Origin of the sequence: Maridesulfovibrio sp. (genome assembly GCF_963677005.1) — a bacterium.
GTDB lineage: Bacteria > Desulfobacterota > Desulfovibrionia > Desulfovibrionales > Desulfovibrionaceae > Maridesulfovibrio.
This window is the reverse complement of record NZ_OY781616.1, coordinates 306377-332317: the sequence shown is the minus strand read 5'-3', so window position 1 is coordinate 332317 and position 25941 is coordinate 306377. Positions and strand designations below refer to the sequence as shown.

The following is a 25941-nucleotide window of genomic DNA, read 5'->3' as shown; positions in this document are numbered from 1 at the left end:
CAGGTAAGTCATAAAAAACAGGTATGAGCATGATATTCATATCCAACAGCTGCAGCCTACAACATTAAAACAATTATAGGAAGTTACATCGGAAAATTTCACAAAATTAATTCACTGACAGATAAGCAAAATCTACAATTCCGAAGAAAGTCCTTTTTCCGCAAGAACAGCTTCGGCCAACGCATTTACAACACAAGCGGCAAGGGCCGATCCTCCCTTGCGACCTTCTATTGAAATATAAGGAATTTCCGCGTGTTCCATAAGCAAGGCCTTGGACTCGGCTGCATTGACAAAGCCGACCGGCATACCAACGACCAGAGCCGGAACATCCATACTGCCGTCATTTACCATTTCGACCAGCCGCAACAAAGCCGTGGGCGCATTCCCGATTACATGTACTGCCGGCTTGAGGCTTGAGGATGCCATTTCAAGGGCTGCATACGCCCGCGTGGTATTCCCGGCCTTTGCAGCAGCAATAACCTGCGGATCGTTCATCAGACAGCGGACCTCACAGCCGAGCGGATTCATCCGGCGCAAAGGTATTCCGCACCGGGCCATTTCCGTGTCGGTAACAACGGTACAGCCGGTGCGGAGTGCATTCAGACCGCTTTCCACTGCTGAGGGATGAAATCTCACCAGATCAATCAGTTCAAAATCCGCTGTGGTATGGATCATGCGCCGGACAATCTGCCAGTGCAGTCCATCAAATTTTCGAGGCTCCGGAACTTCCGAATCAATAATCTCAAACGACTTTCTTTCAATGTCGCCGGGCTTGCGCACAGCGATCAGTTCAACTTTAGCGGACAAAAATCAACTCCCGACAATTTTTACAGAAGACGAAGTTCCAAGGCGGCTCGCTCCTGCATTCAACAGTTCACAGGCCTGCTCGAAAGTTCTGATTCCCCCGCTGGCCTTGACCCCGATGGAATCTCCCACAATTGAGCGCATCAGGCGTATATCATCCACAGTGGCCCCGCCGGGGCCGAAACCGGTACACGTTTTCACAAATGACGCTCCCGCTGTCACGGCCAGTTCACAGGCCAGCTTTTTCTCCTCGCCGTCCAGAAGTCCTGTTTCGATTATGGCCTTGACCGGAGCATCCCCGGCACCCTCCACGGTCATGAAAATATCCTGCATGAAAGCCTTGCGGTCACCGGCCTTGAGCGCGGATATGTTCACCACCATATCCAGCTCCTGAGCCCCCTTGGCTACAGCGCGCATGGCTTCAAGCATCTTTACATCCGGCATATTGGAACCGCACGGAAAGCCGATGACGGAACAGACCTTGATGCTGGAACCCTCCAGGATTCCGGCAGCCTGAACAATGTGACAGGGATGAACGCATACGGATGCAAACCCATACTCCAAAGCCTCATTGCAAAGCCGCTCAATGTCCGCATGACCTGCTGACACATCAAGCAGCGTGTGGTCAATATAACCAGCCAGATTTTCAATTTTCTCCATGACCGACTACCTCACTGAAATCCGCAGAAAAAATATGTAACACGGCATTCCGCTCTGCGGAGCTAATTTTGTTGATCCCCGTAACTTCCGACAATTTTTTTCACTATTATGCCCAACAGACTCTACTCACGGACAAAAAACAGCTACCCATAGAAAACGTTCCTGCCGAAGATGAACGTTTTACGTACGAACAGCAAGCCAGTTTCATGAACATAATTCGATAGATCAGGTAGCCATGAGAATAAAGAGCCTACCCGCCACCGTACCACAAAAACACTGCCGAAAAGAAAAGCAAATCTCCCAGTAAACAAACAGTATGTTAATTAGAAAATTCGGTCAAAAGAAACTTTCAGTATGATGCATAAGAAAGCCCCGGCAGAACCGGGGCCTTGTAAGCTGGAACATGTACCGACCGGAGAACCGTGCTAACGGTTCCTGGCCTGATAGCGGGCAAGATGAGCCTCCATCCTGCGGCTGATATAAGTCAGCACATAGCAGACTATGAAGTAAAGGATTGCGATTGTTAAAAATATCTCTGTCGGAGCGGTAAGGGTTCTGTTGTTGACCTGCGTTGCAGTGCGGGTCAATTCGTTAACGCCTATGATGTAAGCCAGGGATGTGTCCTTGGTAAGGGATACAAACTGGTTCACGAAAGATGGAATCATGTTTCTGAGCGCCTGAGGCAGGATGACAAAACGCATGGCCTGAAAATGGGAAAGACCGGTACCCCGGGCGGCTTCCATCTGCCCTCTGGGCAGGGCCTGAACCCCGGCTTTGACAATTTCACCGATATAAGCGCCGGTGAAAACGATGAACGCCACCAGTGCACAGCTGAATTCCGGCAGCGGCTGACCGAAAAGGACCGGGGCGAGAAAATAGAACCAGAAAATAAGCATCAGCAACGGAATGCCGCGAATGACCTCAATATAGAAAACGGACACGGCCTTGACGAGCTTGTTGCGGGAAAGACGCATCAACCCTGCGGCAAGCCCTATCCAGAATGCGCCGAAAATTCCAAGCAGCGCCAGGATTATGCTGACAGCCAGGCCGCCCAGCGGGCCGTTGGGATATGCTCCCCAGAGAAAATAATCAAAGTTGTTCCAGACTACATCCCATTGCACGTGAGGTCACTCCTAGTATTTAATTTGCAGAAGGAAATGCTTGTTATACATATTGATCATGAGTGACACGATCAGGGAAATACACAGATAAATCACCGTCGCCACTGTGAAGGACTCAAACCCGTGGAAAGTATAGGATTCGATCTGGCGGGCCATGTAAGTCAGGTCCATGACACCGATGGTCATGACCAGCGAAGAGTTCTTGATCAGGTTAAGCGACTGTGAAATAAGCGGCGGAATGATGATCCTGAATGCCTGCGGCAGAATAACGTACCGGTAGGACTGCAGAAACGAAAGCCCTGTCGCACGGGAAGCCTCAAGCTGATTCTTGGGAATGGAATAGATTCCGGCCCTGATTTCCTCGGCCACGAAAGCGGCAGTGTATACAGTCAGCGAAATAACACCGGCGGCAAACTCGAAATCATGGTCATAAAGCCATTCGTTGACCGCTTCGGGAAGTATTGCGTAGGAGCCGAAATACCAGAAAAAAATCTGAATGAGCAAAGGCGTATTGCGGAAAAACTCTACAAAAGCGAAGCTGAACCACTCAAACGGCTTGAACTTGGACATGCGCATTACCGCAATAGCCGTTCCCAGCAACAGGGTCAGTACTATGGACACCCCTGAGATCTGCAGGGTGGTAACCATCCCGTCAATAATCCACTGGCCGTATTTACCGCTTAGAACCAGGTTCCAATCAAACTGATAATTCAAAACGTCTACCCGCTGTTTTGAGGGAGAGGCGTGAAAAAACCGCCTCTCCCTTTTTTATTCATCTTAGGATCAAGACCGAAAAAGCGGCTTAGGGCCAGACTTCCATGTCCCAGGTAAGGGGCAGGTAATACTTGGTGTCGGGACCGAACCACTTGTCGTATATTTTCTTGTATTCGCCGCTCTTCCACATTTTGATGAGAGCAACGTTCACGGCATCGCGGAAGTTGGATTCGTTTTCAGGCAGGCCGATGCCGTAAGGTTCGGGAGAAATGAACTCACCTACGATTTCCCAGTTATCAGGATTGGGATCGGAATTCTTGAGACCGAGGAGAATGGTGGAGTCGGTGGTGACAGCCTTTACCTTGCCCTGCTTCAGAGCGAGGAAAGCCTGGGGGTATCCTTCAAAGGAAAGGACCTTGCAGTCAGGCTGTGCAGCAAGGATGTTCTGTTCGGAAGTGGAACCTTTGGCGGTACCGACTTTCTTTCCTTTCAGGTCTGCGGCGGATTTGATGCCGGAACCTTTCTTGACCAGGAGCTTCTGGCCGTCCATGAAGTAGGTGATGGAAAAGTCGATGGTGTCATCACGGGCGATCTTGTGGGTCATGGTAGCTGCGGACAGATCGATGGAACCCTGGACAACCATGGGGATACGGGTTGCGGAAGTTACGGGTTTGAATTCGGCCTTAACGCCGAGTTCATTTGCGATGTAGTTGCAGATGTCGATATCCATCCCAACAAGTTTCTTGGTAGTTTCGTCAATGTAGCCGAAGGGAACTACAGCATCCTTAACACCGCAGATCAGGACGCCGCGGTCTTTCACTTCCTGCAGTTTGTCGGCCATTGCGGCGGAAGCGCAAAGAGCCAGAGACAGAACCATGGCAACAACAATGGATAATCTTCTCATCAGGTCCTCCCGGACAATTTAGGGTTAGCTCAATCCCATCGGCGGCCGTTCAGCCGGCTACAGGATTTCCTTCAAGAATAACTTGGTTCTTTCATGACCGGGGTTCTTGAAGAACTGCTCCGGAGGAGCCTGTTCAATGACCTCCCCGCCATCCATGAAAATAACCCGATCAGCCACTTCGCGGGCAAAGCCCATTTCGTGGGTGACACAAAGCATGGTCATGCCCTCGCGGGCAAGATCCTTCATAACATTCAGAACTTCGTTGATCATTTCCGGATCGAGAGCGGACGTGGGTTCATCAAAAAGCATGGCCTTAGGCTTCATGGCCAGTGCCCGCGCGATGGCCACACGCTGCTGCTGCCCGCCGGAAAGTTCGGCCGGATACTTGTGGGCCTGGTCGTGGATACCCACTCTTTCGAGAAGATAAAGGGCCGTTTCTTCCGCCTCTCCCCTGGGCACATTGCGCACCTTGAGCGGTGCCAGGGTGACGTTATCAAGAACGGTAAGGTGGGGATAAAGGTTGAACTGCTGAAAAACTATTCCTATTTCGGCCCGCAGATCATTGATGTTTACACTCTTGTCAAGAATGTCCTTTCCGTCAAAGGTGATTGTCCCTTTCTGATAGTCTTCAAGCCTGTTGATACAGCGGATGAAAGTACTCTTTCCCGACCCGCTCGGCCCGCAGATAACAAGTACCTCGCCCTTGTCGACATGGTCGTTTATGCCTTTGAGAACATGGAACTCCCCGTACCACTTGTGGAGATTCTTAATTTCGATCATGGCCATAATGTTAAACTCCGACCTCCCGTGCCGTTTACAATTTAAGAGCGCGCTGTTTCATCAAAATAATGCCGTTTTTTAATAAACGGACAGCCATTTTAATATTCCCGGTCCAAACGCCCAAAATTCAAGAGTGAAAAATATTCATAGCTTAAAACAGAAAAAAGTCAAGGAACCCATTGGTTTTTTCCATTTATGTATAATAAAAAAAATAACTTCCCCATATTGCAAAACGAAAACACATTCTCAAAAGACAGCAAAAACAACCGGAGTGTGAAAACACAGTAATGACAACGATTGTCATAGCGATGCAATTTTAAGCGACAACATTTAATCTTGGGAAACAAATCTACAAAAAAGAGAATTTATCTTTTCAAAACATGAAAATCGCCATTTATTTTTCTTAAATTTTTTAAAAAAAATGTCATATATCCATTTCCAACTCAACGATACAACCGAATCCGCCCTACCCTGAGCCCAAAACAATAAAAAAACGGGCTCGGAAAAACCGAACCCGTTATACAAAAACAATCTGATCTGCTGGCGGAATCACTATGCCATTTCAACAATCCTAGTCATCCACCAGAAAAGCAACAGCACAGGCTCCGGGGCCACTGTGCAGTCCAAGCACGGGGGAGGCCTCGGTAATGTATTCCGGGGCAACACCGAACTCGTCATGGAGAATGCGGGCAAAACGCTCAGCGGTTCCTAAGGCATCCGCGTGCGCGATGGCATAACGCAGGTTTCCGCGACCATATGCATTTTCGCGAACCAGTCTGAGCAGAGAATCTTCCTGCCGCCTGCGGCCGAAAGACTTGGCCACAACCTTGGGCTTGCCTTCATCTACAAACTGCAGAATGGGCTTGATATTGAGCGCCTTGGCCAGAAATCCCTGCCCCTTGCTCATCCGCCCGCCGCGGACAACGTAGTCCAGAGTATCTATGGTGACAAAAATTTTAACGTTCTCAATGGCCCGCTCGGCCACGCGCCTTACCTCGGCAGCAGAAGCACCTTTTCCGGCTGCCCTGGCTGCTTCAATAACAGGCAGACCGAGTCCGACGGTAACCATTCTGCCGTCCAGAGCGGTCACGTTATCAAGTTCACCGCTTACGGTCAGAGCATTCTGGTAAGTTCCGCTGAGCACTCCCGCGACATGGATCGAGACTACATCTTCATAGTCTGAACACACCGAGGTATAAGCCCGTTTCAGATCGCCGGGTGAAGGCTGCGAAGTTCTTGCCGTTCTGGAACCAGGGAGTCTTCTGTAAAATTCTTCAGGTGAAATGGTCACCTTGTCCACATACTCGCAATCATCAATGGACAGGCGCAAAGGAACCGTGCGGATATCCAGTTCATTCTGAATATCCAGAGGAATGTCGCTGGTGCTGTCGGTCAGCACACCGACCTTGCGTCCTTCAACAAGAAGACGTTTGTGCTGCACCAGCATATCGTCAACCTTGCGTTTGACGACCTCGGCGAATCCGGAAACCACTTTCTCTACAGTGCCGGGTTCGTTGGTGTGGATATGAACCTTTACCGAACCGGGCAATCCGGCCACGATTAGGCTGTCACCGAAACCGCTTATGGCTGCGCGCACGGCTTCCCGGTTTATATTTTCGCCTTTCAGAAGAAATTCGGTGCAGAATCGGAATTCAAGCTCATCCACAGCAACCCTGTCCTGAACCCCGGGAACGGAGACGGCTCCCTTGCCCACGGAAAGGAATCCCTTTTCTATGCGTCCGTGTTCAAGCAGATCGACAATTCCTTCAAGGAGATAGACAAAGCCCTGGGCTCCGGCATCGACAACGCCGGCGTTTTTTAGTTCAGCAAGTTTTTCTGTGGTGGAGACTGCAGACTTTCTGGCAAAATCCAGAGAATCCGAAAGAAGATGGTAGAAATCACCGTAGGTCTCGCCATTGGCATGCAGATGGGCGGCCCAATCCCTGATAACACTCAGGATGGTTCCGTCCTTGGGTTCGGAAATAGCTTCGCAGGAACGTTTGGCTGCCATGGACGCGGCCCGGACAAAGTCGGCGGGAGACACCTTGGGCAAATCCTTAACCCCTTCAGCAAAGCCGCACAGAAACTGAGCCAGAATTGCCCCGGAATTACCCTTGGCCCCGTCAAGGGCAGATTCGGCGATGATTGCGGACATCTTTTCAAGGGAACGTTCCACTGATTTACCGGTGGAACTGACTATACTTCGCATGGTCCCGGCCATATTGGCCCCGGTATCACCGTCAGGAACGGGAAAGACATTGATTGCATCAAGATGGGGAGAATTGGCTATGAGCCTTCCGGCCGCTGCTACGACCCCTCTCCTGAACCGCACACCGTCGACATAATCGATTCTGACTGTATTTGCTGTTACCATACTGGGAATGAATTTGTTTTTATTCTTGTTGGCGCAAACATGTAACACATGTCACATGAACTGCCCCTAATTGCCTTTTTAGAAGCCTTAAATCAAGCTATTTTACAAATAAATACAAAAACGTCTTTATACTTTTGCTGCACTTGCCAAAAGATGCTTCAAAGCAACAGGGGTTTAGGGTATAGCTTGAATCAAATATACCCAGTTGAAGGAGAAGGTCCCCATGAAAGCCCCCGCCATTCAAAACAGCGCACTGAGACTGATTGTCCTGCTGCTTATCGCCACCACCGGCGTATTTCTGATCGGCTGCAAGAAAAAAGAAAAAGTACAGCAGATGCCACCGGCACCAATCTCAGTCGCCAAGGCGAAACTGGTGGACACGCCGTATTATCTGTCTGCAATCGGTACGGTCAAAGCCATAAAATCAATCACGGTCAGGTCGAGAGTAAGCGGATATCTGAGCAAAGTATTTATCAGCAACGGTGAGTATGTCACTCAGGGGCAGCAGCTCTTCACAATGGATCCATCTCCTTACGAAGCGTCCATAAGACAGCTCAAGGCTGAACTTGCTTCGGACATAACCAAATACGAACAGGCAAAAAGGGACTACAACAGGTATCGCGATCTCGTACGGCGAAAAGTGGTCAGCGAAGAGAACTTCGAACAGAAACGACTGGACATGAAAACAGCCAGCGATGCCATTGCTGTGACTCAGGCCAAGCTCAAAGACGCGCAGAACGACCTCAACTACTGCTTCATAAGGTCGCCTATCGACGGTCTGGCCGGATACATCTACCCCACCGCAGGAAACCTCATTGAGGAAAACAAGGACAAGCTGGTGGTCATAAACGAAATTTCACCGATTGCAGTGGATTTCTACCTGCCTCAGAGATATCTGCCGGAAGTGCAGAGATACGCCGCCAACTCCACTCTTGAAGTTATTGCCATCTCCGAAGATCAGGGCAAACCGGAGACAGGCAGACTCACTTTCATAGACAACAACGTGGATATCAACACCGGCACCATCTGGATGCAGGCCAGTTTCGACAATGCGGACAGAATACTCTGGCCGGGAAACTACGTCAGCATCAGGCTCAACCTCTACAAGGAAAAAATAATCCAGGTTCCGATGCAGGCCACCTGTACCGGCCCGAACGGGAAGTTCATCTGGGTCATGCACCAGAACAGCACTGTTGACATGCGCCCCGTCACCGTACAGCGCAGATCTGGAAAAGTGGATATAATAAGCGCGGGGCTCAAGGATCAGGAGACAATAGTCACCGACGGACAGCTGCGCCTCTATCCCGGCGCCAGAGTCGTGTTAAAGAATCCCCATACGGAAGAAACCGCTGCCAAAGACGGAAACGGTGAATAACAATGAACATCACGGAAACATTCATCGGACGCCCGGTCATGACCACTCTGGTGGTCATCGGCATGGTTTTCTTCGGCATTGTGGGCTACCTGAGTCTTCCGGTCAGCTACCTGCCAGCCGTTGAATTTCCCACTCTGCAGGTTACGGCCTCGCTGCCGGGGGCAAGCCCTTCCACCATGGCTTCTTCCGTCGCCACCCCGCTGGAAAAGGAATTCACGTCCACTCCGGGGCTGCGCTCCATGAGCTCTGTAAACTCGCTGGGGCAGACTCAGATAACCCTGCAGTTCGATCTTGACCGCAATATTGACGGTGCGGCTTCGGATACCCAGGCGGCCATTTCGAGAGCATCAGGAAACCTGCCCTCCGACCTGCCCCAGCCGCCGTATTATGAAAAGGTAAACCCCGCGGACGACCCGGTGCTCTATATGGCGATCTGGTCTGACTCACTGCCCCTCTACAAAGTCAACGAGTACACCACGACATTTCTCACCGACACCATCTCCATGGTCAACGGTGTTTCCAAGGTTCAGGTATACGGGGAATCCAAACTGGCGGTCAGGGTTCAGGTCAACCCTGAAAAACTGGCTGCACGCGGTATAAACCTGGAGACCCTCCGTCAGGCCATTGCCAGCCAGAATGTCAAGGAACCTGTGGGTACACTGGACAACAAACTGCAATCCATGACCGTGGAATCCACAGGCCAGCTTAAAACGGCCGAAGAATTCATGCCCATGATCTTCGAATCGGATGAAGGGCGGACCGTGCGGCTCTCCCAGGTCGGCACAGTTCTAAACTCTATCCAGTCGGACAAATCCGGATCATGGGTCAACGGTAAACGCGCCATAATCATCGCTATCCAGAAACAGCCGGGTTCGAATACCATTGATGTCTGCGAAACAATCATAAAAATGCTGCCCACCATCAGGCAGCAGATTCCGGCAGGCATCAACATGCAGGTCCTTTATGACCGTTCCGAGCCCATCAAGGCCGCGGTAAACGATGTGCAGGAAACCCTGCTGCTGGCCATTTTCTTCGTCATCTGCGTTATATTCTTCTTCCTGAAAAACATATCAGCGACCCTCATAGCATCAATCGCCGTTCCGGTCTCGATCGTGTTCACCTTTGCGATCATGTATGTGCTGGGGTACTCGCTGGATACTCTGTCACTGCTGGCTTTGACCCTGTCGGTAGGATTCGTTGTGGACGATGCGGTTGTCATGATCGAAAACGTGGTCAGGCACCTTGAAATGGGCAAAAAGCCATATCAGGCCGCACGAGACGGAGCCAAGCAGATTACGTTCACCATCATTTCAATGACCCTGTCGCTGGCTGTCGTATTCATCCCGCTCATGTATATGTCCGGGATTATCGGACGTATCCTGCATGAATTCGCCATGACCATCACTGTTGCAATCCTTGCTTCCGGGGTTGTCTCGCTGACCATGACCCCCATGCTGGCAAGCCGGATGCTGAAGCCGGGCAGCAAAATTTCGGAATCCGATCCGGTTTTCGATTTCCTGCTTCACCAATACGAACGAGCACTTCATTTCGTCATGCGCCACCGCAGGGCAACCATGTTTGCGGCACTTCTCATACTGCTGGCCACGGTGCATTTCTTCATTGCCATCCCCAAAGGATTTCTGCCCACGGACGACATGAGCTACTGCCAGGGCTTCGCGCAGGCCAAGCAGGGAATTTCCTATAATGCAATGAAAGATCACATCAAAAAACTGGAACCGATACTGGCGGCCGACAAGAACATCAAAAACTTCATCACCGTTGCAGGCGCACCGATCAAAAACCAGGGCTACGTATTCCCGATGCTGGTTCCGCCGGATGAACGCAAACTGACCGCCGATGAAGTGGCCCGCGAACTGATGTTCAAGCTCAACAATGAACCGGGTATCATGTGCTGGATACAGAACCCGCCCATGATCCGCCTTACGGCTAAGTCGACCAAGAACCTCTACCAGTACACCATACAGGCTCCGAACCAGAGCGAACTGTTCGCCATCGCGCCCGTTTTCGAAATGGACCTGCGCCAGATACCGTTCCTGACCGGGCTTACCTCCGACCTGCTGGACAACAACCCGGAACTCTGGGTCAAGATAGATCGAGATAAGGCTTCATATTATAATGTAACGGCGCACGACATAGAGAACACCCTCAACTCCGCATACTCGGAGCGCAAGGTTTCTACCATCTATGGTGATACGGACCAGTACTGGGTAATTCTGCAGGTGCTGCCCTTCAATCAGCGCGACCCGCGAGACCTGATGAAGCTGTACGTTCCCAACAAGAACGGCGAACTCATCCGGCTGGACACAATCGCAACCTTTGAAGAAAAACCTGGCCCCATGCAGGTCAACCACACCGGTATGCTGCCCTCGGTAACATATTCCTTCAACATCGCTCCCGGATATTCATTGAGTGATGCCACGGCCGCAATCAACAAACTGGCCCTGGACAAGCTTCCGGACACCGTTGTCTCCAACTTTGAAGGAACAGCGGATGAATTCCAAAAATCCATGTCCAGCGTGTTTTTCCTGCTTGGAGTGGCTGTTTTCGTCATCTACATGATCCTTGGTATCCTCTACGAAAGCGCAATCCACCCAATAACCATCATCTCCGGGCTGCCCTCAGCAGCCATCGGCGGGCTGCTGACTCTGACCCTGTTCGGAAAGGATCTGGACCTGTTCGGAATCGTGGGGGTCATCATGCTGATCGGTATTGTTAAAAAGAATGCCATCATGGTCGTGGACTTTGCTCTGGAGGCCGAAGAAAAAGATCATCTGTCACCGGAGGATGCCGCCATAAAAGGCTCTCTTGAAAGATTCCGGCCGATCATGATGACCACTATTGCGGCCATTGCCGGAGCCATGCCCATCGCTCTGGGACTTGGGGCAGGAGCACAGGCCCGCCAGCCCATGGGACTGGCCATTGTCGGCGGCCTGATTCTCTCGCAGGTTGTAACCCTGTTCCTTACTCCGGTCTTCTATACTTATATGGATGCTTACCAGAAATGGTCGTACGAACGCGGACGGGCGAAGCGAGATCTGCTGGGCATACCGCACAAGCACGACTAAGCTAACCGCCTGCACCACAAAATAAAAAACCCGGATCGAGTTACCTTGATCCGGGTTTTTCAGCTCTATCGTGTAGAGATACTAGCTGGACATCATCTCCACGGCCTCTTTCATATCCGAAGCCATGTTCAGAAAACGGTCCATATAAAGCATTTTCATGGTTTTGAAAATTCTTTCATTCATCTCCGTGTAAACAATCATCCCCCCCTTTTCGACCGCCTTTTTGTGTGCCGAGATCAAAGTTCCCAGGCCTACGCTGTCAATGGAATCCACGAAGCGCAGATTAAAAATAATTCTGCATCCGGGCTCCTCGGCAGCATCATACAGACGGTCCTTGAACAGCGCACGTGTAGCATTGTTCAGTCGCCCTTTCGGGGCAAAAACAGTAAAGTCACCCTTCTCGCGCACAATCAGATCGAACGGGGCCTCGACAACATAATCCACCACATGGTCTATGCCCTGCTCTGCGCCATTTTTTTGAACGCTCATGTTTGTCAATAAATCCCGAGCATTCCGGCCTAAAACAATCTTGGTATTTCTTTCAGCTATGTCAGTCATGAGTACAAATATGCATTATCTATACCATGTCAATCTGTCATAAAAGATCAGGGGGAGAGCATTTGAAAAGTCACGATCAGAAAAAGAACTTCAGGGTGCTATATCGCCTACCAGTCCAGCAGATTTAAGGCGCTCTGCAAATCGGGAGTAATTTTCAGGAACTTATCCATGTTAAGAAGCTGCATATTTTTCAGTATCATAGGCTTCATGGAACAATAAACTATCATTCCACCGTACTCGTCACAGTTCTTGTGCGCCGTGATCATTGTACCCAGACCGACACTGTCGATAAAATCCACATCTTTCATGGACATGACTATCTTGCAGCCCTCTTCACAACTGAGATCGTAAAGACGATTTTTCATATATTTGACAGTGGAGTTACAGATGCCGCCACACGGGGCAAGCATGACGTACCCTTCATGGTCTTCTTCCGTAAAATCAAAAGCTATCGGACTCGGTCCGTCCACTGCACCGGTACTGCTTCCGGGAGTAAAATCTGAAACACTCATATTATTAAACTATAAACACCTGTATTATCGGTTAACAACCATTCACGCACGGTAATAATATGCATGCATAATTATCGCCGTTCACACAACACAAGAAACATTAACATAACTTTATGCAGGATAAAAAAGATAAAAATCATAAGTCAATCAAAGCCAGCACACATCCAATTCCCTATTAAATAATACGCCTGCGTGAAAAGGCAACACCATCAACTTTCCGGAGGGAGAACCACCGCCTGCGAGCTTCTTCCGTCAACCTTAAGCAGCAGAGGAGCGGACAGCTGAAGATGTGTAACGAATTCACCGTGCTGAACAGCCGGCTGCACAGCAAACCAATCCCAATCAATATAGTTTCCGGGCTTATCCAGAACCATCAGATAATTGATTCCAAGGGTGGTTATGTTGTGGAAGAAATGCGATCCCTGCGACGGCTCCATTTTAAATCCTTCTGTCGAAGTCTCGACTATGGCTGAGACACCTGAAATATCCTGCCATTCCACGGGAATACCAAGCCAGGGGTCGGCAGAACCCCATCGTCCGGGTCCGACCAGCAGATACTTGCGCTTCCGGCCGACAAGCTCCCTGTTTATGGCGGAAATTTCAAGAGCCATGCGGCGTGTCCCGGCGGCATCAAAGCTATCCGGCCGGACAATCAGAATGTCCTCTATATCTGTTTTTTCGGCATTGCCCAGAGCATGTGTGGAAACACATACGGCTTTCTTCAGATCCTCGGCACCGATATTCACCCGGTCGAGGTCTGCACGGGCACTCATCGGCCGCAGCTGCAGCAGACTGAACGCAGGCTGGCGCCCGTCCTCATACATATTTACGGCAAACTCTATTTCCACAGGCCCGCCCATGCCTTTCTCGGCCAGCAGCAGAATATCTCCCAGCACCGAAGCTAGCGGCACGGTCTTGTGTTTTAACACCGGAGCGAAAAGTATGAGCTTCGGCCCTTCCACATGGGCTGTATCCCTTATACGCCCCTCTTCCGGGATATAAGTAGATGCCAGCAGACGTACGGGTGCGCTGTCTTCAAAATCAGCGATATTAAGCCGTTCCAGGTTTGCGTTTCCATGTATGTCCTCACGCTCCGCCCCTCTCATCCTAAGACCGTAGAAAAGAGTCTGGGCATTTTTCAGCGAATCAGCAAGGGTCGGACACTGGGGCAGTATTTTGGGATAACGGGGGGAGAAACGTATGCACTGCTCTCCGTCCACCACCGACTTGCCTATACCCAAAGCAACCGTGGCAACGCCCTGTTCCGGTTTCATCTTGCCGAACGGGTAGTAGTTATAGGACTGTCCCACACCGGAAATGGCCGGGAAATAATAATCGCCGTAACGTTCGCCCACTATCTCCTGTATGATGACCCCCATCTTCTCTTCGTCCGTCCGCTGATTGACCCGCCGGGAAAAAGACTTGGGAGCATTGTAGCAGGTGGAAGCCCATACGAGTTTGACAGCGGAAACAAGCTGTTCAAGCCGCTGTTCAATGTCCGGATGATCATTGGGAATCATATAGGTGGAATACAACCCGGCATAGGCCTGATACTGTGCGTCCTCCAGCAGGCTGGAAGAACGTACCGCAAGAGGATACCCGACTTCATGGAGATAAGACCGCAATTGGGTTTCTATCCAGCCCGGAAAAAATGCCTCGGAAAAGATTTCGGCAACCCGCTTATCCGCGACCTCTGAGGTGGCAAGGTAGGAAAGATCGTTCATCTCCATGAAATCGTCAAACCCGGAAGTTCCTATGGTCAGGGTACGCGGAGCGGATATCCTGATATCGGGATACTTTTCGTGCAGCCAGGGGTTGCGGTTCAGCATGGAACAGATAAAAGCCATGCCCCTAGCCTTTCCGCCCAGTGATCCGGAACCTATTTTCAGAAAATCCGTATCCGGATCAAAATCCTTCGGGTTGAAGGAGACTATGACTCCCTGCTGCCGTTGCATGCGCCTCTCCCGGATCATTCCGATCAAATGAGTCCGGTGGGTTTCCCAGTCCGGAAAATCCTTCTCCCTCAACGGCCTTATGCGGTTTGCCAGAGCTATCTCAGTGCGCGCGTAAAACCAGCGGGAAAAATCATTACGCCTGCAATGCCTGATGAAAATACGTTCCGGCATATCGCGCAGAATCCGTTCAAGGGAATACAGGCTCCCGGCCCTGGCGATCTCCCTGTCCTCAAGATCGCGGACCACAAAGTCTCCGAACCCCAGCTGTTCCAACACGAAACGGCGAACAGCGCTCATCATGTCCGGCGAATTCTTATCCACGAAACAGGACGGAATACTCTCCGCCCGCTCCCTGTTTTCCGGTTCGTTACTGGCAAGCAGAAGCGGTATATCTTCCCGGTGCGCTTTGAGATTCTTAAGCAGGTCTATACCGGCGTTGCCATCAGGCTTTCCCCGGCGCGGAAAACGGACATCGGAAATAACACCCAGAATGTAAGGCTCGTATTTTTCGAAAAGCCCCATCGCCTCTTCATAGGTACGGGCGGTCAATATCTTTGGACGCGCCCGCATGGTAAGCAGGCGGTGTTCGGCATTAAGCCCCTCTTCCATCAGTGCCTGAGTCTGGCGGACCAGCTCCTTGTACAGAATGGGCAGAAAAGAGGCCAGATAGCGCGGGGAATCCTCCACCACTATGATCACCCGGATTCCGACCTCACTGGTATCGTGCTCAACGTTAAGCAGGTCTTCCATATTCTTGACCATGGCAACCAGCAGCTCGGCATCTCCGGACCATACGAACTGACGTTCCGTTCCTTCGCTGAAATCAGCATCGGAATCGGCCAGTTGCCTGTGAACAAGCATGACCACGGGCAGTCCCGGAATCCTGTCCTTTATCATCCGGGCCATCCGGCAGCAGTTCATATCAGTTAGATGAGGCATCAGGATGACCATGTCGAAGACCATAACATCCAGCAGTTCGAGAGCCTCTTCAATGGTTGAAACCCAGGAAAGCCGCGGCGGGCTGCTCAGATTCAGCCCGCGATATTCGCTGACTATGCGTTCCGAAATGCGGCTGTCTTCCTCCATTACCCAGGCATCATAAGGACTTGATATCAACAGGATATCATGCACTTTGACCCGCATGAGATCATGGTACAGGTTGAACTGGCTGTTCCGGCTGCCCAGAAATTTCATTTTTTCTTCCACGGCGCTCCCCCTCATCTCCGGACGCAACTCAGTATAGCACTATAAAAAACTGCCCGTATCTTCCTGCAACGTGGACAGTTAAGAGGCTGGATTTGATGCGCTTCGCGCTTTAGGCAATTTTATTTCGCCTCCGGCTGCCAAAGGCCCACTAGCCCTTAGACGAGAAGCTCGCTTCGAGTCTTAGGGATATGGAGAGCAGAGATGGATAATCCCCTTTGGAAACCTTAATAGTTTAAGGCCCCCGGCAGGCCTTAAGGTCGATTAACGAAAAGCTTTGCTTTGAGTTTTAGCGACCCGTTGCGAACAGAGGTGTCACCGGAGGCATCCTGTCACCTCAAAACCGACTTAGACCAATCCCTGATCCAGCATTGCCTGAGACACTTTCACAAAACCGGCGATGTTTGCACCCATCATGTAGTTGAACGGCGCACCGTAATGTTCGGCTGTTTCGGCGCAGGCCTTGTGGATGTTGTGCATAATGACCTTGAGCCGCTGATCGACCTCTTCCCGCGTCCAGTTGAGCCGCATGCTGTTCTGGCTCATCTCCAGCCCGGATACGGAAACTCCGCCGGCGTTTGCAGCCTTGCCCGGACCGTAGAGTATCCCGTTGTCGAGGAAAATATCTATACCGTCCGGAGTGGTGGGCATATTGGCGCCTTCGGACAGAACCTTCACTCCGTTGGCCACAATATTTGCCGCGTCCTTACCGTTGATCTCATTCTGCGTAGCGGAAGGGAAAGCGCAGTCCGCCTTGTGAGCCCAGAGAGGATTGTAATCCAGCCCCGGATCAACTGGAGTGTAGACGGCTTCGGGGAACTTGTCCGCATATTCCTTGACCCGACCGCGACGTACGTTTTTGAGCAGCTTGATATATTCAAGCTTTTCAGTGTCCACGCCCTTTTCATCAAAAATATACCCGGATGAATCCGAAAAAGTGACCGGAGTTGCTCCCAGCTGAATCAGTTTTTCCATGGTAAACTGTGCAACATTGCCGGAACCGGAAACAAGAGCGGTAGCACCTTCGAGGGTCTTGCCTTTGGCATTGAGCATTTCCGCGGCAAAATAGACCGACCCGTAACCGGTCGCTTCGGGACGGATAAGGCTTCCGCCCCAACCGAGTCCCTTCCCGGTAAGCACGCCGGTGAACTCATTGCGTATTTTCTTGTACATGCCGAACAGAAAACCTATCTCACGCGCGCCAACTCCGATATCACCGGCCGGAATATCCGTGTCCGGTCCGATATGGCGGGCAAGCTCAAGCATAAAACTCTGGCAGAAGCGCATCACTTCCATATCCGACTTTCCCTTCGGATCGAAATCGGACCCGCCCTTGCCTCCTCCCATCGGAAGGGAGGTCAGCGCGTTCTTGAAAACCTGCTCGAAGGCCAGAAACTTGAGAATGCCGAGGTTGACCGAAGGATGGAAACGCAAACCGCCCTTGTACGGCCCTATCGCACTGTTCATCTCGATACGGAATCCCCTGTTGACGTGGACATCGCCATCATCGTCCGCCCACGGGACGCGAAACATGATCACCCGTTCCGGCTCCACAATGCGGGCCATTATCGCGGCACTGCGATACTCCGGATTGCGGTCCAGCACCGGTTTGATAGAGTCCAGAACCTCGCTCACAGCCTGATGAAATTCACGTTCATTCGGGTCCCTGCTTTTGACCAGTTCCAAAATATCCATCCAGAGCCTCCTGATAGCCCTTAAGCTGTTGAAAAAATAAATTGGTTGTCCGACTACTGTTTTATTCCTTTATTCCATCACTAAACGACTAAGTCCACACATCTTTTTTAAAAAACAGAACGCCGGCAGCTAATAAAAAATTTACCAAAAATGTAATCACTGACATCTATCCCGCGGAATCAAAGGCCGATACCTCAAAGAATTATATCCAACATACCGGGACAAAAAACAAATTAAAATTCTTCTTTCATGAATTATGAACAAGATTAACCGCAGCACAACTCTTTATTCGGAATTCCGGCACCACGGAGACAGCAGCAGACATGACGGCAGCGTGAAAAAGTTGACAGTAAGTAATTACTTGTTTACATAATCTGATCATGAACACCCGCGAAGCTTACTTTTTCTTTTTTAGTTTTTTTAGCTTTACCAGCCCTGTGGTCTGGAGGTGTTTACTCGCATAAGCGAAAAGCGAAAGAGTTTTACCCAGGCCGCAGGCACCAAGCCCGCGGCCTTTTTTATTGCCCGGGCACCCCGCCATGCTCCATGGAAAAATTCTATTCGCATTCATCCTGTGAAACCTGTTTTAACAATTTTAACAAACCGGAGGTTCAAAATGATGCTGGGACTGGGAAGTGTGGAGATAGCCGTGGTCTACTGGCTGTGCATTCTGTCTTCGCTGGGCTGCGTGGTGTATGGAATCATCAACTGGAACAATAAGGGTAAACCGGATTCCACGGCCCTAAATATTGACGTCAAGGGCGGAGGGGACAAGTAATGGTCACGAAAATAGTTATTACCGCCGTCTATCTTGCCGTCATCTTTTATCTGGGCTTCAGGGGCTGGAAATCGACCCGCCAATCCACGGACTACATGCTGGCCGGACGCCAGATGAACCCGTTCATCATGGCCATGTCCTACGGAGCCACCTTTGTCTCGACTTCGGCCATCATCGGATTCGGGGGAGCAGCAGGTCTATTCGGGTTTCCCCTGCTCTGGCTGACTCTGGCCACCATCGTGGTGGGTATATTCGTGGCCATGGTCTTTTTCGGCAAACGCACCAGACGTATGGGACTGGCGCTTGAAAGCCACACTTTCCCGGAACTGCTGGGCCGGCGCTACAACTCCCGTTTCATTCAGGGGTTTGCCGGAGGAATCATCTTTCTGTTCATCCCGGTTTATGCCGCTGCCGTGCTCATCGGCATTTCCCGCATGATGGAAATTTCATTCGGCATACCTTATGCCACGGCCCTGATCGTAATCAGCATGATCCTGGCCATTTACGTTATTTCCGGCGGAATGAAAGCCGTAATGTACACCGATGCCTTTCAGGGCCTGATCATGGCCGTAATGATGCTTATCCTTATCATTTCCACCTACGCCATGCTCGGCGGAGTAACCGAAGCGCATCAGGCTTTGACCGATATGATAGCCCTTGTTCCGGCCAAGCTCCAGAAAGGTGGAATAATAGGCTGGACTCAGGGCGCTGAATTCGGTTCCCCGCTCTGGCTGGTCATCTACACCACCATCGTGTACGGCGTGGGCATCGGAGTGCTGGCCCAGCCTCAGCTTGCAGTCCGGTTCATGACCGTTCCCTCCGACCGTGAACTGAACAGGGCCGTTCTCTACGGCGGAATATTCATCCCGCTGATGACCGGAGTGGCGTTCATAACCGGAGCGCTTTCCAACGCGGTATTCTACAAGGAGGTAGGGAAGATATCCATAGCCGTGGCTGGTGGAAACATGGACAAGATCATACCCATGTACATAGAACAGATGATGCCCTCGTGGTTCTCCACACTCTTCCTGCTGGCCATGCTTGCTGCGGGCATGTCCACCCTTTCATCACAGTACCATGTGGGCGGAACGGCCCTCGGGCGAGATTTCTTCGAGCGGTTCGTAAAGGTATCCAGTGAAAAATCGGTCAAAATCACCAAGATCGGGGTTTCCATTACGCTGCTGGCAGCAATTGCCTGGGCCTGGATACTGCCGCCGTCCATAATTGCCCGTGCCACGGCCTTTTTCTTCGGCCTGTGCGCGGCATCCTTCCTGCCCATCTATCTGCTCGGCCTGTACTGGAAGGACATGACCAAAAAGGCCGCCAAGGTATCCATGGTCGGCGGGTTCTGCGCTTCCATGTTCTGGCTGCTTTTCGTGCACGCCAAGGAAGCCGCGGCCATCGGGCTCTGCAAAATGCTCACCGGGCAGGATACCCTCGTGTCCGCTGCGGCAAAAGGTTCCTGGGTATGGCTGCTGCAGTGGGTCGACCCCAACGTGGTGGCGCTTCCCGTATCCCTTGCGCTGGCTCTCGGCGTGGCACTCGTCACACCGAAAATGGACCGGGATCACATCAGTCTCTGCTGGTCAAATATATAAAAGGCCCATTCTCCCTTAGGCGAGAAGCTCGCGTCGAGTCTTTGGGATATGGAGAGCAGTAATGGATAACTCCCTTTGGAATCCCTTATTTGATTATCTCTTTATTATTAAAACATACTAGGACGATAAGTAGTTCAAAGCGGCGAAGCCTTAATAAATGGTTTTGGGATTCTTAAACCCTTTTGCAAAAGGGTTTAAGGCTCCCGGCAGGGTCGCCGAAGGCTTCATAAAACAAACAGGGGACCGAAAGTATAATTCTTCCGGTCCCCGACTAAAATCTTCAATCAAGACTACCCCGGCCAATCGGGAGAGTTCTTGACCCTACTTACGCGGAGGGAGCGAACAGGATTCGCTGCAGCAGGTTCCCTGCAGAAATCCGGTATAGGTATAGAAAATACGCTCTATCTTGGCCCGCCTTTCCGCGGGCAGCGGCTGCCGGACATAATCAGCGGTCATGCGCATGAGTTCCTCATACGGTGGTACGGACCTCATGCCATGGGCAAGGGTTTCACCGGAAATCGCATCCAGCAGGAAGGCATCCATGGAATCGCTGATCACTACATACGGAACCGGACCGTCCTGAAAGAGCTTACCGGCGCATACAGCCTCACGCTCGTAGCTGCCTACATCCCCGGCGCAAAACATCACCAGCAGAACCGGCAATGAATTAGGATCATAAACCACAAGATCAATAGTCCGGCACATTTCCTCGCCGTCTATTTCAAAGCACAGATCCACCTTGGCCTTGAGCGAATCCTTGGGGTAGCCCAATTCTTCCACCAGCAGCTTCGCGAGTGCCTGCCGGAACTCCTCATAGGTAGTTTCATCTATTTCTTCGCCGCTCAGGTAATCGCGCAACGTTCCGCCCATGCTTACTTCATGCATCTTTATACCTCCAACGGTCCACGGACACCTATAATTTCAGACAGGTCCGCACCGGGAATTATCCCGACCGTTTAAACTTCCCGGATAACCGTCATTTGCTGTTTAATACTTTCTCGTAAATATATAAGCATGCCGAAGCATTATGCAAGCGGAACAAGCAGGAAAACAAATTTCCACGCACTCCAAGAATTTACAACTCTTCCAGATTCACGCCGCTGGTCTCGATTCTGAAAATCCAGGTGATAGCAGCTCCAAGGAGAGAACATCCCACCAGAACGGCAAGTATCGGCCCGGCTCCGAAATCCTTCAGGAACACGGGGAAGAAAAACGCGGTTGTCACGGCTCCAATCTTGGCAAAGGATGCCGCCAGCCCTGCCCCCTTGCCCCTTACGCAGGTAGGGAACACCTCACCGGCAAGCAGATAGGTGATGGCGTTCGGCCCCATGTTGGTCATGAAACTGAAAAGCATGAACCCGCTGAAAAGAAGCACCATGGACACGGAAGAAGAAAATCCGGCCATCATGGAAAGGGATGCTATAAACAAACCTACGGCACACCCTATGAAACCGACTACCTGCAGCTTTATACGCCCGACTTTATCGGCCATAAGAACGGCAGCCAGTATGCCTACGAGCAGAAGCACATCAATGAATGCGGCCCCTTTTGCAGCCAGCAGATCGTTACGGATCAGATCGGCGATATTGCGCGCGTATACGGACTCAGCGCCGAGGACGGTCCCCAGAATGGTCGGGGTGAAAATTCCTATGCCGTATGTTCCGAGATCCTGGAGGAACCACGGGACGGAGGCAAGAATGGTGGCCCGAATGTTCCGCCTGCGGAAAAGATCAGAATAGGTCCCGCCGTTATCCCCGTTCTCATCACAGGAAGGAGGCTCAATCCTGATCACTTTCGGGTAATGCGGTTCTCTGCGCAGGAGACGCATGAGAGCTTCTTCTGCCTCCTTTATCCTGCCTTTGGAAACGAGCCAGTGTCCGCTGTCCGGAATACGAAACCTTCCGATGAGTACAAGAAAAGCAGGCAGGACCGCAGCGCCGTACATGTATCTCCAGGCCTGCAGTTCCGGCTCCTTGTAGAGAATCAGGTAGCCGACAATCGTCCCGGCCAAAGCCCCTACAGCCTGAAAGGCAAAAGCGCTCAGCACCAGCCTCCCCCGGTCGGAACTGGGGATGGATTCCGAAATGATCATGTGCGCTGTGGGATAGTCGCATCCGAGAGCCAGCCCCATCCCGAACAGACAGGTTACCATCATTATATAACCGGGGCTGAAAATCAGGGCAACAAGGCAGACAATGAACAGAATCATTTCAACGATGAACATCCGCCGCCGACCGTAACTGTCAGCCAGTCCTCCTAGGGCGGTCGCTCCAATGAGAATTCCGAAGAGAGTAGCTGCGCTTACGGCCCCCTTCTCCATCGCTCCGAGCCCGTATTCCCTGACGATGAGCGGCAGAGCCACCCCAGTCATGAATACCACCATGCCCTCAAAAAACTTTCCGGCCGAAGCAAGAAGCCATATTCTCCACTGCATTGCGGTCATGGGTGAAGACGGGGCACTGGTCCCATCGGACCAGAACGGAGTCTCATCAATATACTCCTGAACAGATTTCCGCTCTAAACGGCCCGTCCCATCATCATTCATGACGGCTGCACTCCTGACTGTATTCATCAAATTTCTCCTCCTGTACCATATTTGTCTGCAGCTGCCCTGAGAACATGATGAGCCTCCCAATGCACTACAGCCGTATTACAGCATAGCGACATTATGTTAATAACTCATATATTGCAGACTCCGGCCTGCAGTACAATCTGTAAACTCTGTCATGGAAGCTAGAGTGTTACCGGTGCAATCCGGAGAAAAAAGGATACGAAAAAGCCCTGGCGGACTGAGTCCGCCAGGGCTTTTTCGTACTATGTTCAGGAAACCTTCAGGCTAGGGAATAAGCGTCTTCACCTGCAGAGCGAAATCGAAAACTCCGGCAGGCATGAGCCCAAGACCGAGCACCAGCATGGAAAGCAGAGCCGCACCGGCAAAGCTGAAGGTTGAGGTATCCGGCAGCGGCAGATCGTCCGCGGCTTCCTTGGTATAGGCATGGCGAACCATTCCCAGATAGTAATAAATGGAGATGGCGGTGTTTATGCCTGCTATGATCACCAGCCAGTTGTAGCCGTGGTTCCAGCCGGCCGAGAAGAGGAACAGCTTGCCCATGAAACCGGCCATGGGCGGAAGTCCGACAAGTGCGAACGCTCCGACGGCAAGGGCAAAGGCAAGTGCCGGTGCGCGCTTGTACAGCCCGTTGAGATCGTCAAGCTGCAGGTTGCGGCCGTCAACGGAAACCCGGCTGACCACCCAGAAGCAGGTCAGGTTCATGGCCACGTAGGCCAGAGCGTAAAACGAAGCGGCTGCGAGGCCTTCCGCAGTTCCGGCAACCAGGCCGATCATTATGTATCCGGCATGCGCAACAGAGGAGTACCCCAGAATGCGCTTCACGTCCCGCTGTGCCAGCGCAACGAGGTTTCCGAATGTCATGGACAAAGCCCCCAGCACGGCTATGATGGAGGTAATATCATAGCCGGGCTTGAACATGGCCGCCAGACGGATGAGGATGACTACTGCTCCGAGCTTGGGCAGGGTTGCCACAAAGGCAGCGGTTTCATTGCTCGCTCCCTCGTAGACATCCGGACACCAGAAATGGAACGGAAACAGAGCCAGCTTGTAGAACATTCCGGCGAGGAACAGGCTCATACCGGTCACGGCCATGGGAGAGGCTGCAAAAGTCCAGTTCTTATTGACCAGTTCGGACAGATACGTTGTCTGCATTCCGGCCAGTATGTAGGAAAATCCGTACAGTGCCAGAGCCGTGGAAACGGCTCCGAAGAGGATGTATTTAATAGCCGCTTCCGCCGCCCCCTTATCCTTTGCACGCAGGGAAATGACTGCGTAAAGGGAATAGGAGGAGAGTTCAAGGGCCAGATACATTGTCAGCAGTTCCACAGCCGAGGCAAGCATCATGAGTCCCCATGAGCATATGGCCAGGAAAAGAAAGTAGTCGGACCGTTTTTCTTTATCCAGAGTGGGCTGGCGGGTGGCATTTAGCACGGTTACGCAGAAACCGACCGCAACAGCGGCCTTGAAGAACTGCGAAAGTCCGTCGACCCTGTAGGCCCCCTTGAAGACAAGGCCTTCCTGTCCGAGAGAAAGCAAGGCCACAACCACCCCCAGCGCGGACGCTATGGGAAGCCATACACCTACATTCTCCCGCATCTTCGCGCTGCCCACAGCCTGTACGAACAACAGGGCAATGATCAGGAACGTGAACAGTTCCGGCATGAAGAGATTTGGCTGAACATTCATTTCTATAATCTCCTGTTGCTTACTTCATGATTCCCTTGAGGGAATTGAAGGCCATTTCCATGGGCCTTTCCTTTTCAATGGAAACCACACTTGCGCCCTTTCTGACATCCTTTTCTAGCTTGAGAAGGGATGCATCCATGACCTTGAAACACAGTCCCGGTGCCAGACCGATGTAGAAAACGAAAACGGCAGGCACTACCAGATACGTCCACTCGCGCAGATTCAGGTCCGGCCACTGCTTCCAGCTGGAAGGACGGCCCCAGGCCAGCTTGAGGGAAACCCTCAGCATGTAGGCGGCAGCAACCATGGCGCCGGGCACCATCAATGCTCCGACCCACGGGTTCTGTTCAAAAGCACCCACGAAGACCAGAACTTCGCCGACAAAACTGTTGGTGCCGGGGAAGCCGAAGGAGGACAGAGCGAACAGCCCCCAGAAGAACATGTAGGCGGGCATGTACTGTCCGAGTCCCATGTTATCGGTTATTTCGCGGCTGTGGCTGCGCTCGTAGACGGTTCCGATCATCATGAACAGGCCGCCGGTGGTGATGCCGTGGTTAAGCATCTGGAAAAGAGCGCCCTCAAATCCGCGCAGATTGAAGAGGAATATACCCAGGGTAACAAACCCCATATGGCCGACTGATGAGTAGGCGATAACTTTCTTGATATCGCTCTGCCCAAGGGCAACCACCCCGCCGTAGATGATGCCGGCTATGGAAATGGCGATCATTACCGGAGCGAAATATTCGCTCGCTGCCGGAGTCAGCGGAAGGTTGAAGCGCAGGAAACCGTAGGTCCCCATCTTGAGCAGCACCGAGGCCAGAATGACCGAACCTGCGGTGGGAGCCTGAACGTGTGCGGCAGGAAGCCAGGTGTGGAACGGGAACATGGGCACCTTGATGGCGAAGGCCAACGCAAGAGCCAGAAACGCCCAGAACTGGAATCCGAAGGAAAAGGTCTTTTCCATCAGTTCCGGTATGGCGAAAGTTCCGCCGGCAATCCTGAAAGCGACTATCGCAACAAGCAGCAGGGCTGAACCGGCCAGAGTGTAGAGAAAGAACTTTAAGGATGCATAACGTTTTTCCGGTCCGCCCCATACTGCGATGAGCAGATACATGGGCACCAGCATGGCTTCCCAGAACACATAAAAGAGCACCAGATCAAGAGAGGTAAAGACGCCCACGCATGCCGCAGTCATAAAGAGCAGGCAGAAATGGAATTCCTTTACCCGAGTGGTGATGTATGTCCAGGAACAGAGTACACACAGCGGCAGCACGGCAATGGTCAACACGACCATGAGAAAGCTGATGCCGTCAGTGCCGAGATAATATTCTACTCCCCATTTCGCCACCCAGTCCGTTCTTTCGACGAACTGGAAGGCGGCGGAATCAAGTTTGAATCCTGCAAACAGCGGGAGAGAAAGCGCGAGTTCAATTACTGACGCGACCAGAGTGTAAATCCTGACGGTGTTTTCCCCCCGGAGAAAAAAGAGTCCGAAGGCCGCCAGCAGCGGGAAGAACACGAGGACGGTCAGAACAGGATAAGCTACTTCTTGCATTGCATTGTCTC

Annotated in this window: 19 protein-coding genes; 4 read left to right on the top strand and 15 right to left on the bottom strand. The window is 51.7% G+C overall.

The window, feature by feature from the left end; translation table 11 throughout:
- Positions 1–132 precede the first annotated feature (132 nt).
- From ACKU4E_RS01540 to ACKU4E_RS01510, 7 genes are all read right to left on the bottom strand, one after another.
- A complete protein-coding gene (locus ACKU4E_RS01540) occupies positions 133–807 on the bottom strand; it encodes a precorrin-8X methylmutase (RefSeq protein WP_320169329.1) in 675 nt (224 codons plus the stop codon).
- 3 nt (positions 808–810) lie between these two features.
- Positions 811–1464 (bottom strand): deoxyribose-phosphate aldolase, encoded by a 654-nt coding sequence (gene deoC / locus ACKU4E_RS01535; protein WP_320169328.1) that lies wholly within the window; start codon positions 1462–1464, stop codon positions 811–813.
- Between the two features lie 425 nt (positions 1465–1889).
- On the bottom strand, positions 1890–2585 hold the full coding sequence (locus ACKU4E_RS01530) for an amino acid ABC transporter permease (protein ID WP_320169327.1): 696 nt from the start codon (positions 2583–2585) through the stop codon (positions 1890–1892).
- Positions 2586–2597: 12 nt separating this feature from the next.
- Complete coding sequence (locus ACKU4E_RS01525) at positions 2598–3299, bottom strand: amino acid ABC transporter permease (RefSeq protein ID WP_320169326.1); 702 nt, start codon at positions 3297–3299, stop codon at positions 2598–2600.
- An 88-nt stretch (positions 3300–3387) separates the two neighbouring features.
- A complete protein-coding gene (locus tag ACKU4E_RS01520) occupies positions 3388–4203 on the bottom strand; it encodes an ABC transporter substrate-binding protein (RefSeq protein ID WP_320169325.1) in 816 nt (271 codons plus the stop codon).
- Positions 4204–4260: 57 nt separating this feature from the next.
- A complete protein-coding gene (locus ACKU4E_RS01515) occupies positions 4261–4989 on the bottom strand; it encodes an amino acid ABC transporter ATP-binding protein (protein WP_320169324.1) in 729 nt (242 codons plus the stop codon).
- A 565-nt stretch (positions 4990–5554) separates the two neighbouring features.
- On the bottom strand, positions 5555–7357 hold the full coding sequence (locus ACKU4E_RS01510; protein WP_320169323.1) for a DegV family protein: 1803 nt from the start codon (positions 7355–7357) through the stop codon (positions 5555–5557).
- Positions 7358–7580: 223 nt separating this feature from the next.
- Here ACKU4E_RS01510 and ACKU4E_RS01505 point away from each other — a divergent pair, with 223 nt between their 5' ends.
- Together ACKU4E_RS01505 and ACKU4E_RS01500 are read left to right on the top strand one after the other, a co-directional pair.
- On the top strand, positions 7581–8732 hold the full coding sequence (locus ACKU4E_RS01505) for an efflux RND transporter periplasmic adaptor subunit (protein WP_320169322.1): 1152 nt from the start codon (positions 7581–7583) through the stop codon (positions 8730–8732).
- A 2-nt stretch (positions 8733–8734) separates the two neighbouring features.
- A complete protein-coding gene (locus ACKU4E_RS01500) occupies positions 8735–11818 on the top strand; it encodes an efflux RND transporter permease subunit (RefSeq protein WP_320169321.1) in 3084 nt (1027 codons plus the stop codon).
- An 81-nt stretch (positions 11819–11899) separates the two neighbouring features.
- Here ACKU4E_RS01500 and ACKU4E_RS01495 read toward each other — a convergent pair whose 3' ends face one another.
- The 4 genes from ACKU4E_RS01495 to gdhA all read right to left on the bottom strand — a co-directional run bounded on the left by ACKU4E_RS01495 (position 11900) and on the right by gdhA (position 17741).
- Positions 11900–12307: an STAS domain-containing protein gene (locus ACKU4E_RS01495; RefSeq protein WP_320169320.1), complete on the bottom strand. Its 408-nt coding sequence runs from the start codon at positions 12305–12307 to the stop codon at positions 11900–11902.
- A gap of 176 nt (positions 12308–12483) precedes the next feature.
- On the bottom strand, positions 12484–12888 hold the full coding sequence (locus ACKU4E_RS01490) for an STAS domain-containing protein (protein ID WP_320169319.1): 405 nt from the start codon (positions 12886–12888) through the stop codon (positions 12484–12486).
- A 209-nt stretch (positions 12889–13097) separates the two neighbouring features.
- Positions 13098–16049, bottom strand: coding sequence for a PEP/pyruvate-binding domain-containing protein (locus tag ACKU4E_RS01485; RefSeq protein ID WP_320169318.1), 2952 nt, complete (start codon positions 16047–16049; stop codon positions 13098–13100).
- A gap of 345 nt (positions 16050–16394) precedes the next feature.
- Positions 16395–17741, bottom strand: coding sequence for an NADP-specific glutamate dehydrogenase (gdhA, locus tag ACKU4E_RS01480; RefSeq protein ID WP_320169317.1), 1347 nt, complete (start codon positions 17739–17741; stop codon positions 16395–16397).
- A 616-nt stretch (positions 17742–18357) separates the two neighbouring features.
- Here gdhA and ACKU4E_RS01475 point away from each other — a divergent pair.
- Together ACKU4E_RS01475 and ACKU4E_RS01470 are read left to right on the top strand one after the other, a co-directional pair.
- Positions 18358–18519 (top strand): symporter small accessory protein, encoded by a 162-nt coding sequence (locus tag ACKU4E_RS01475; protein WP_320169316.1) that lies wholly within the window; start codon positions 18358–18360, stop codon positions 18517–18519.
- Entirely contained in the window at positions 18519–20117 is a 1599-nt protein-coding gene (locus ACKU4E_RS01470) for a sodium:solute symporter family protein (protein WP_320169315.1), read from the top strand. Before ACKU4E_RS01475 ends, ACKU4E_RS01470 begins: the two co-directional genes overlap by 1 nt.
- Positions 20118–20438: 321 nt before the next feature.
- Here the strand turns inward: ACKU4E_RS01470 and ACKU4E_RS01465 are convergent, their stop codons facing one another.
- The 4 genes from ACKU4E_RS01465 to ACKU4E_RS01450 all read right to left on the bottom strand — a co-directional run bounded on the left by ACKU4E_RS01465 (position 20439) and on the right by ACKU4E_RS01450 (position 25930).
- Complete coding sequence (locus ACKU4E_RS01465) at positions 20439–21002, bottom strand: type I restriction enzyme HsdR N-terminal domain-containing protein (protein ID WP_320169314.1); 564 nt, start codon at positions 21000–21002, stop codon at positions 20439–20441.
- A 190-nt stretch (positions 21003–21192) separates the two neighbouring features.
- Positions 21193–22689 carry an MFS transporter gene (locus ACKU4E_RS01460; protein WP_320169313.1) on the bottom strand — a complete coding sequence of 499 codons (1497 nt, stop codon included), beginning with the start codon at positions 22687–22689 and terminating at the stop codon, positions 21193–21195.
- Positions 22690–22953: 264 nt separating this feature from the next.
- A complete protein-coding gene (locus tag ACKU4E_RS01455; protein ID WP_320169312.1) occupies positions 22954–24375 on the bottom strand; it encodes an NADH-quinone oxidoreductase subunit N in 1422 nt (473 codons plus the stop codon).
- 19 nt (positions 24376–24394) lie between these two features.
- Complete coding sequence (locus ACKU4E_RS01450; RefSeq protein ID WP_320169311.1) at positions 24395–25930, bottom strand: NADH-quinone oxidoreductase subunit M; 1536 nt, start codon at positions 25928–25930, stop codon at positions 24395–24397.
- Positions 25931–25941 lie beyond the last annotated feature (11 nt).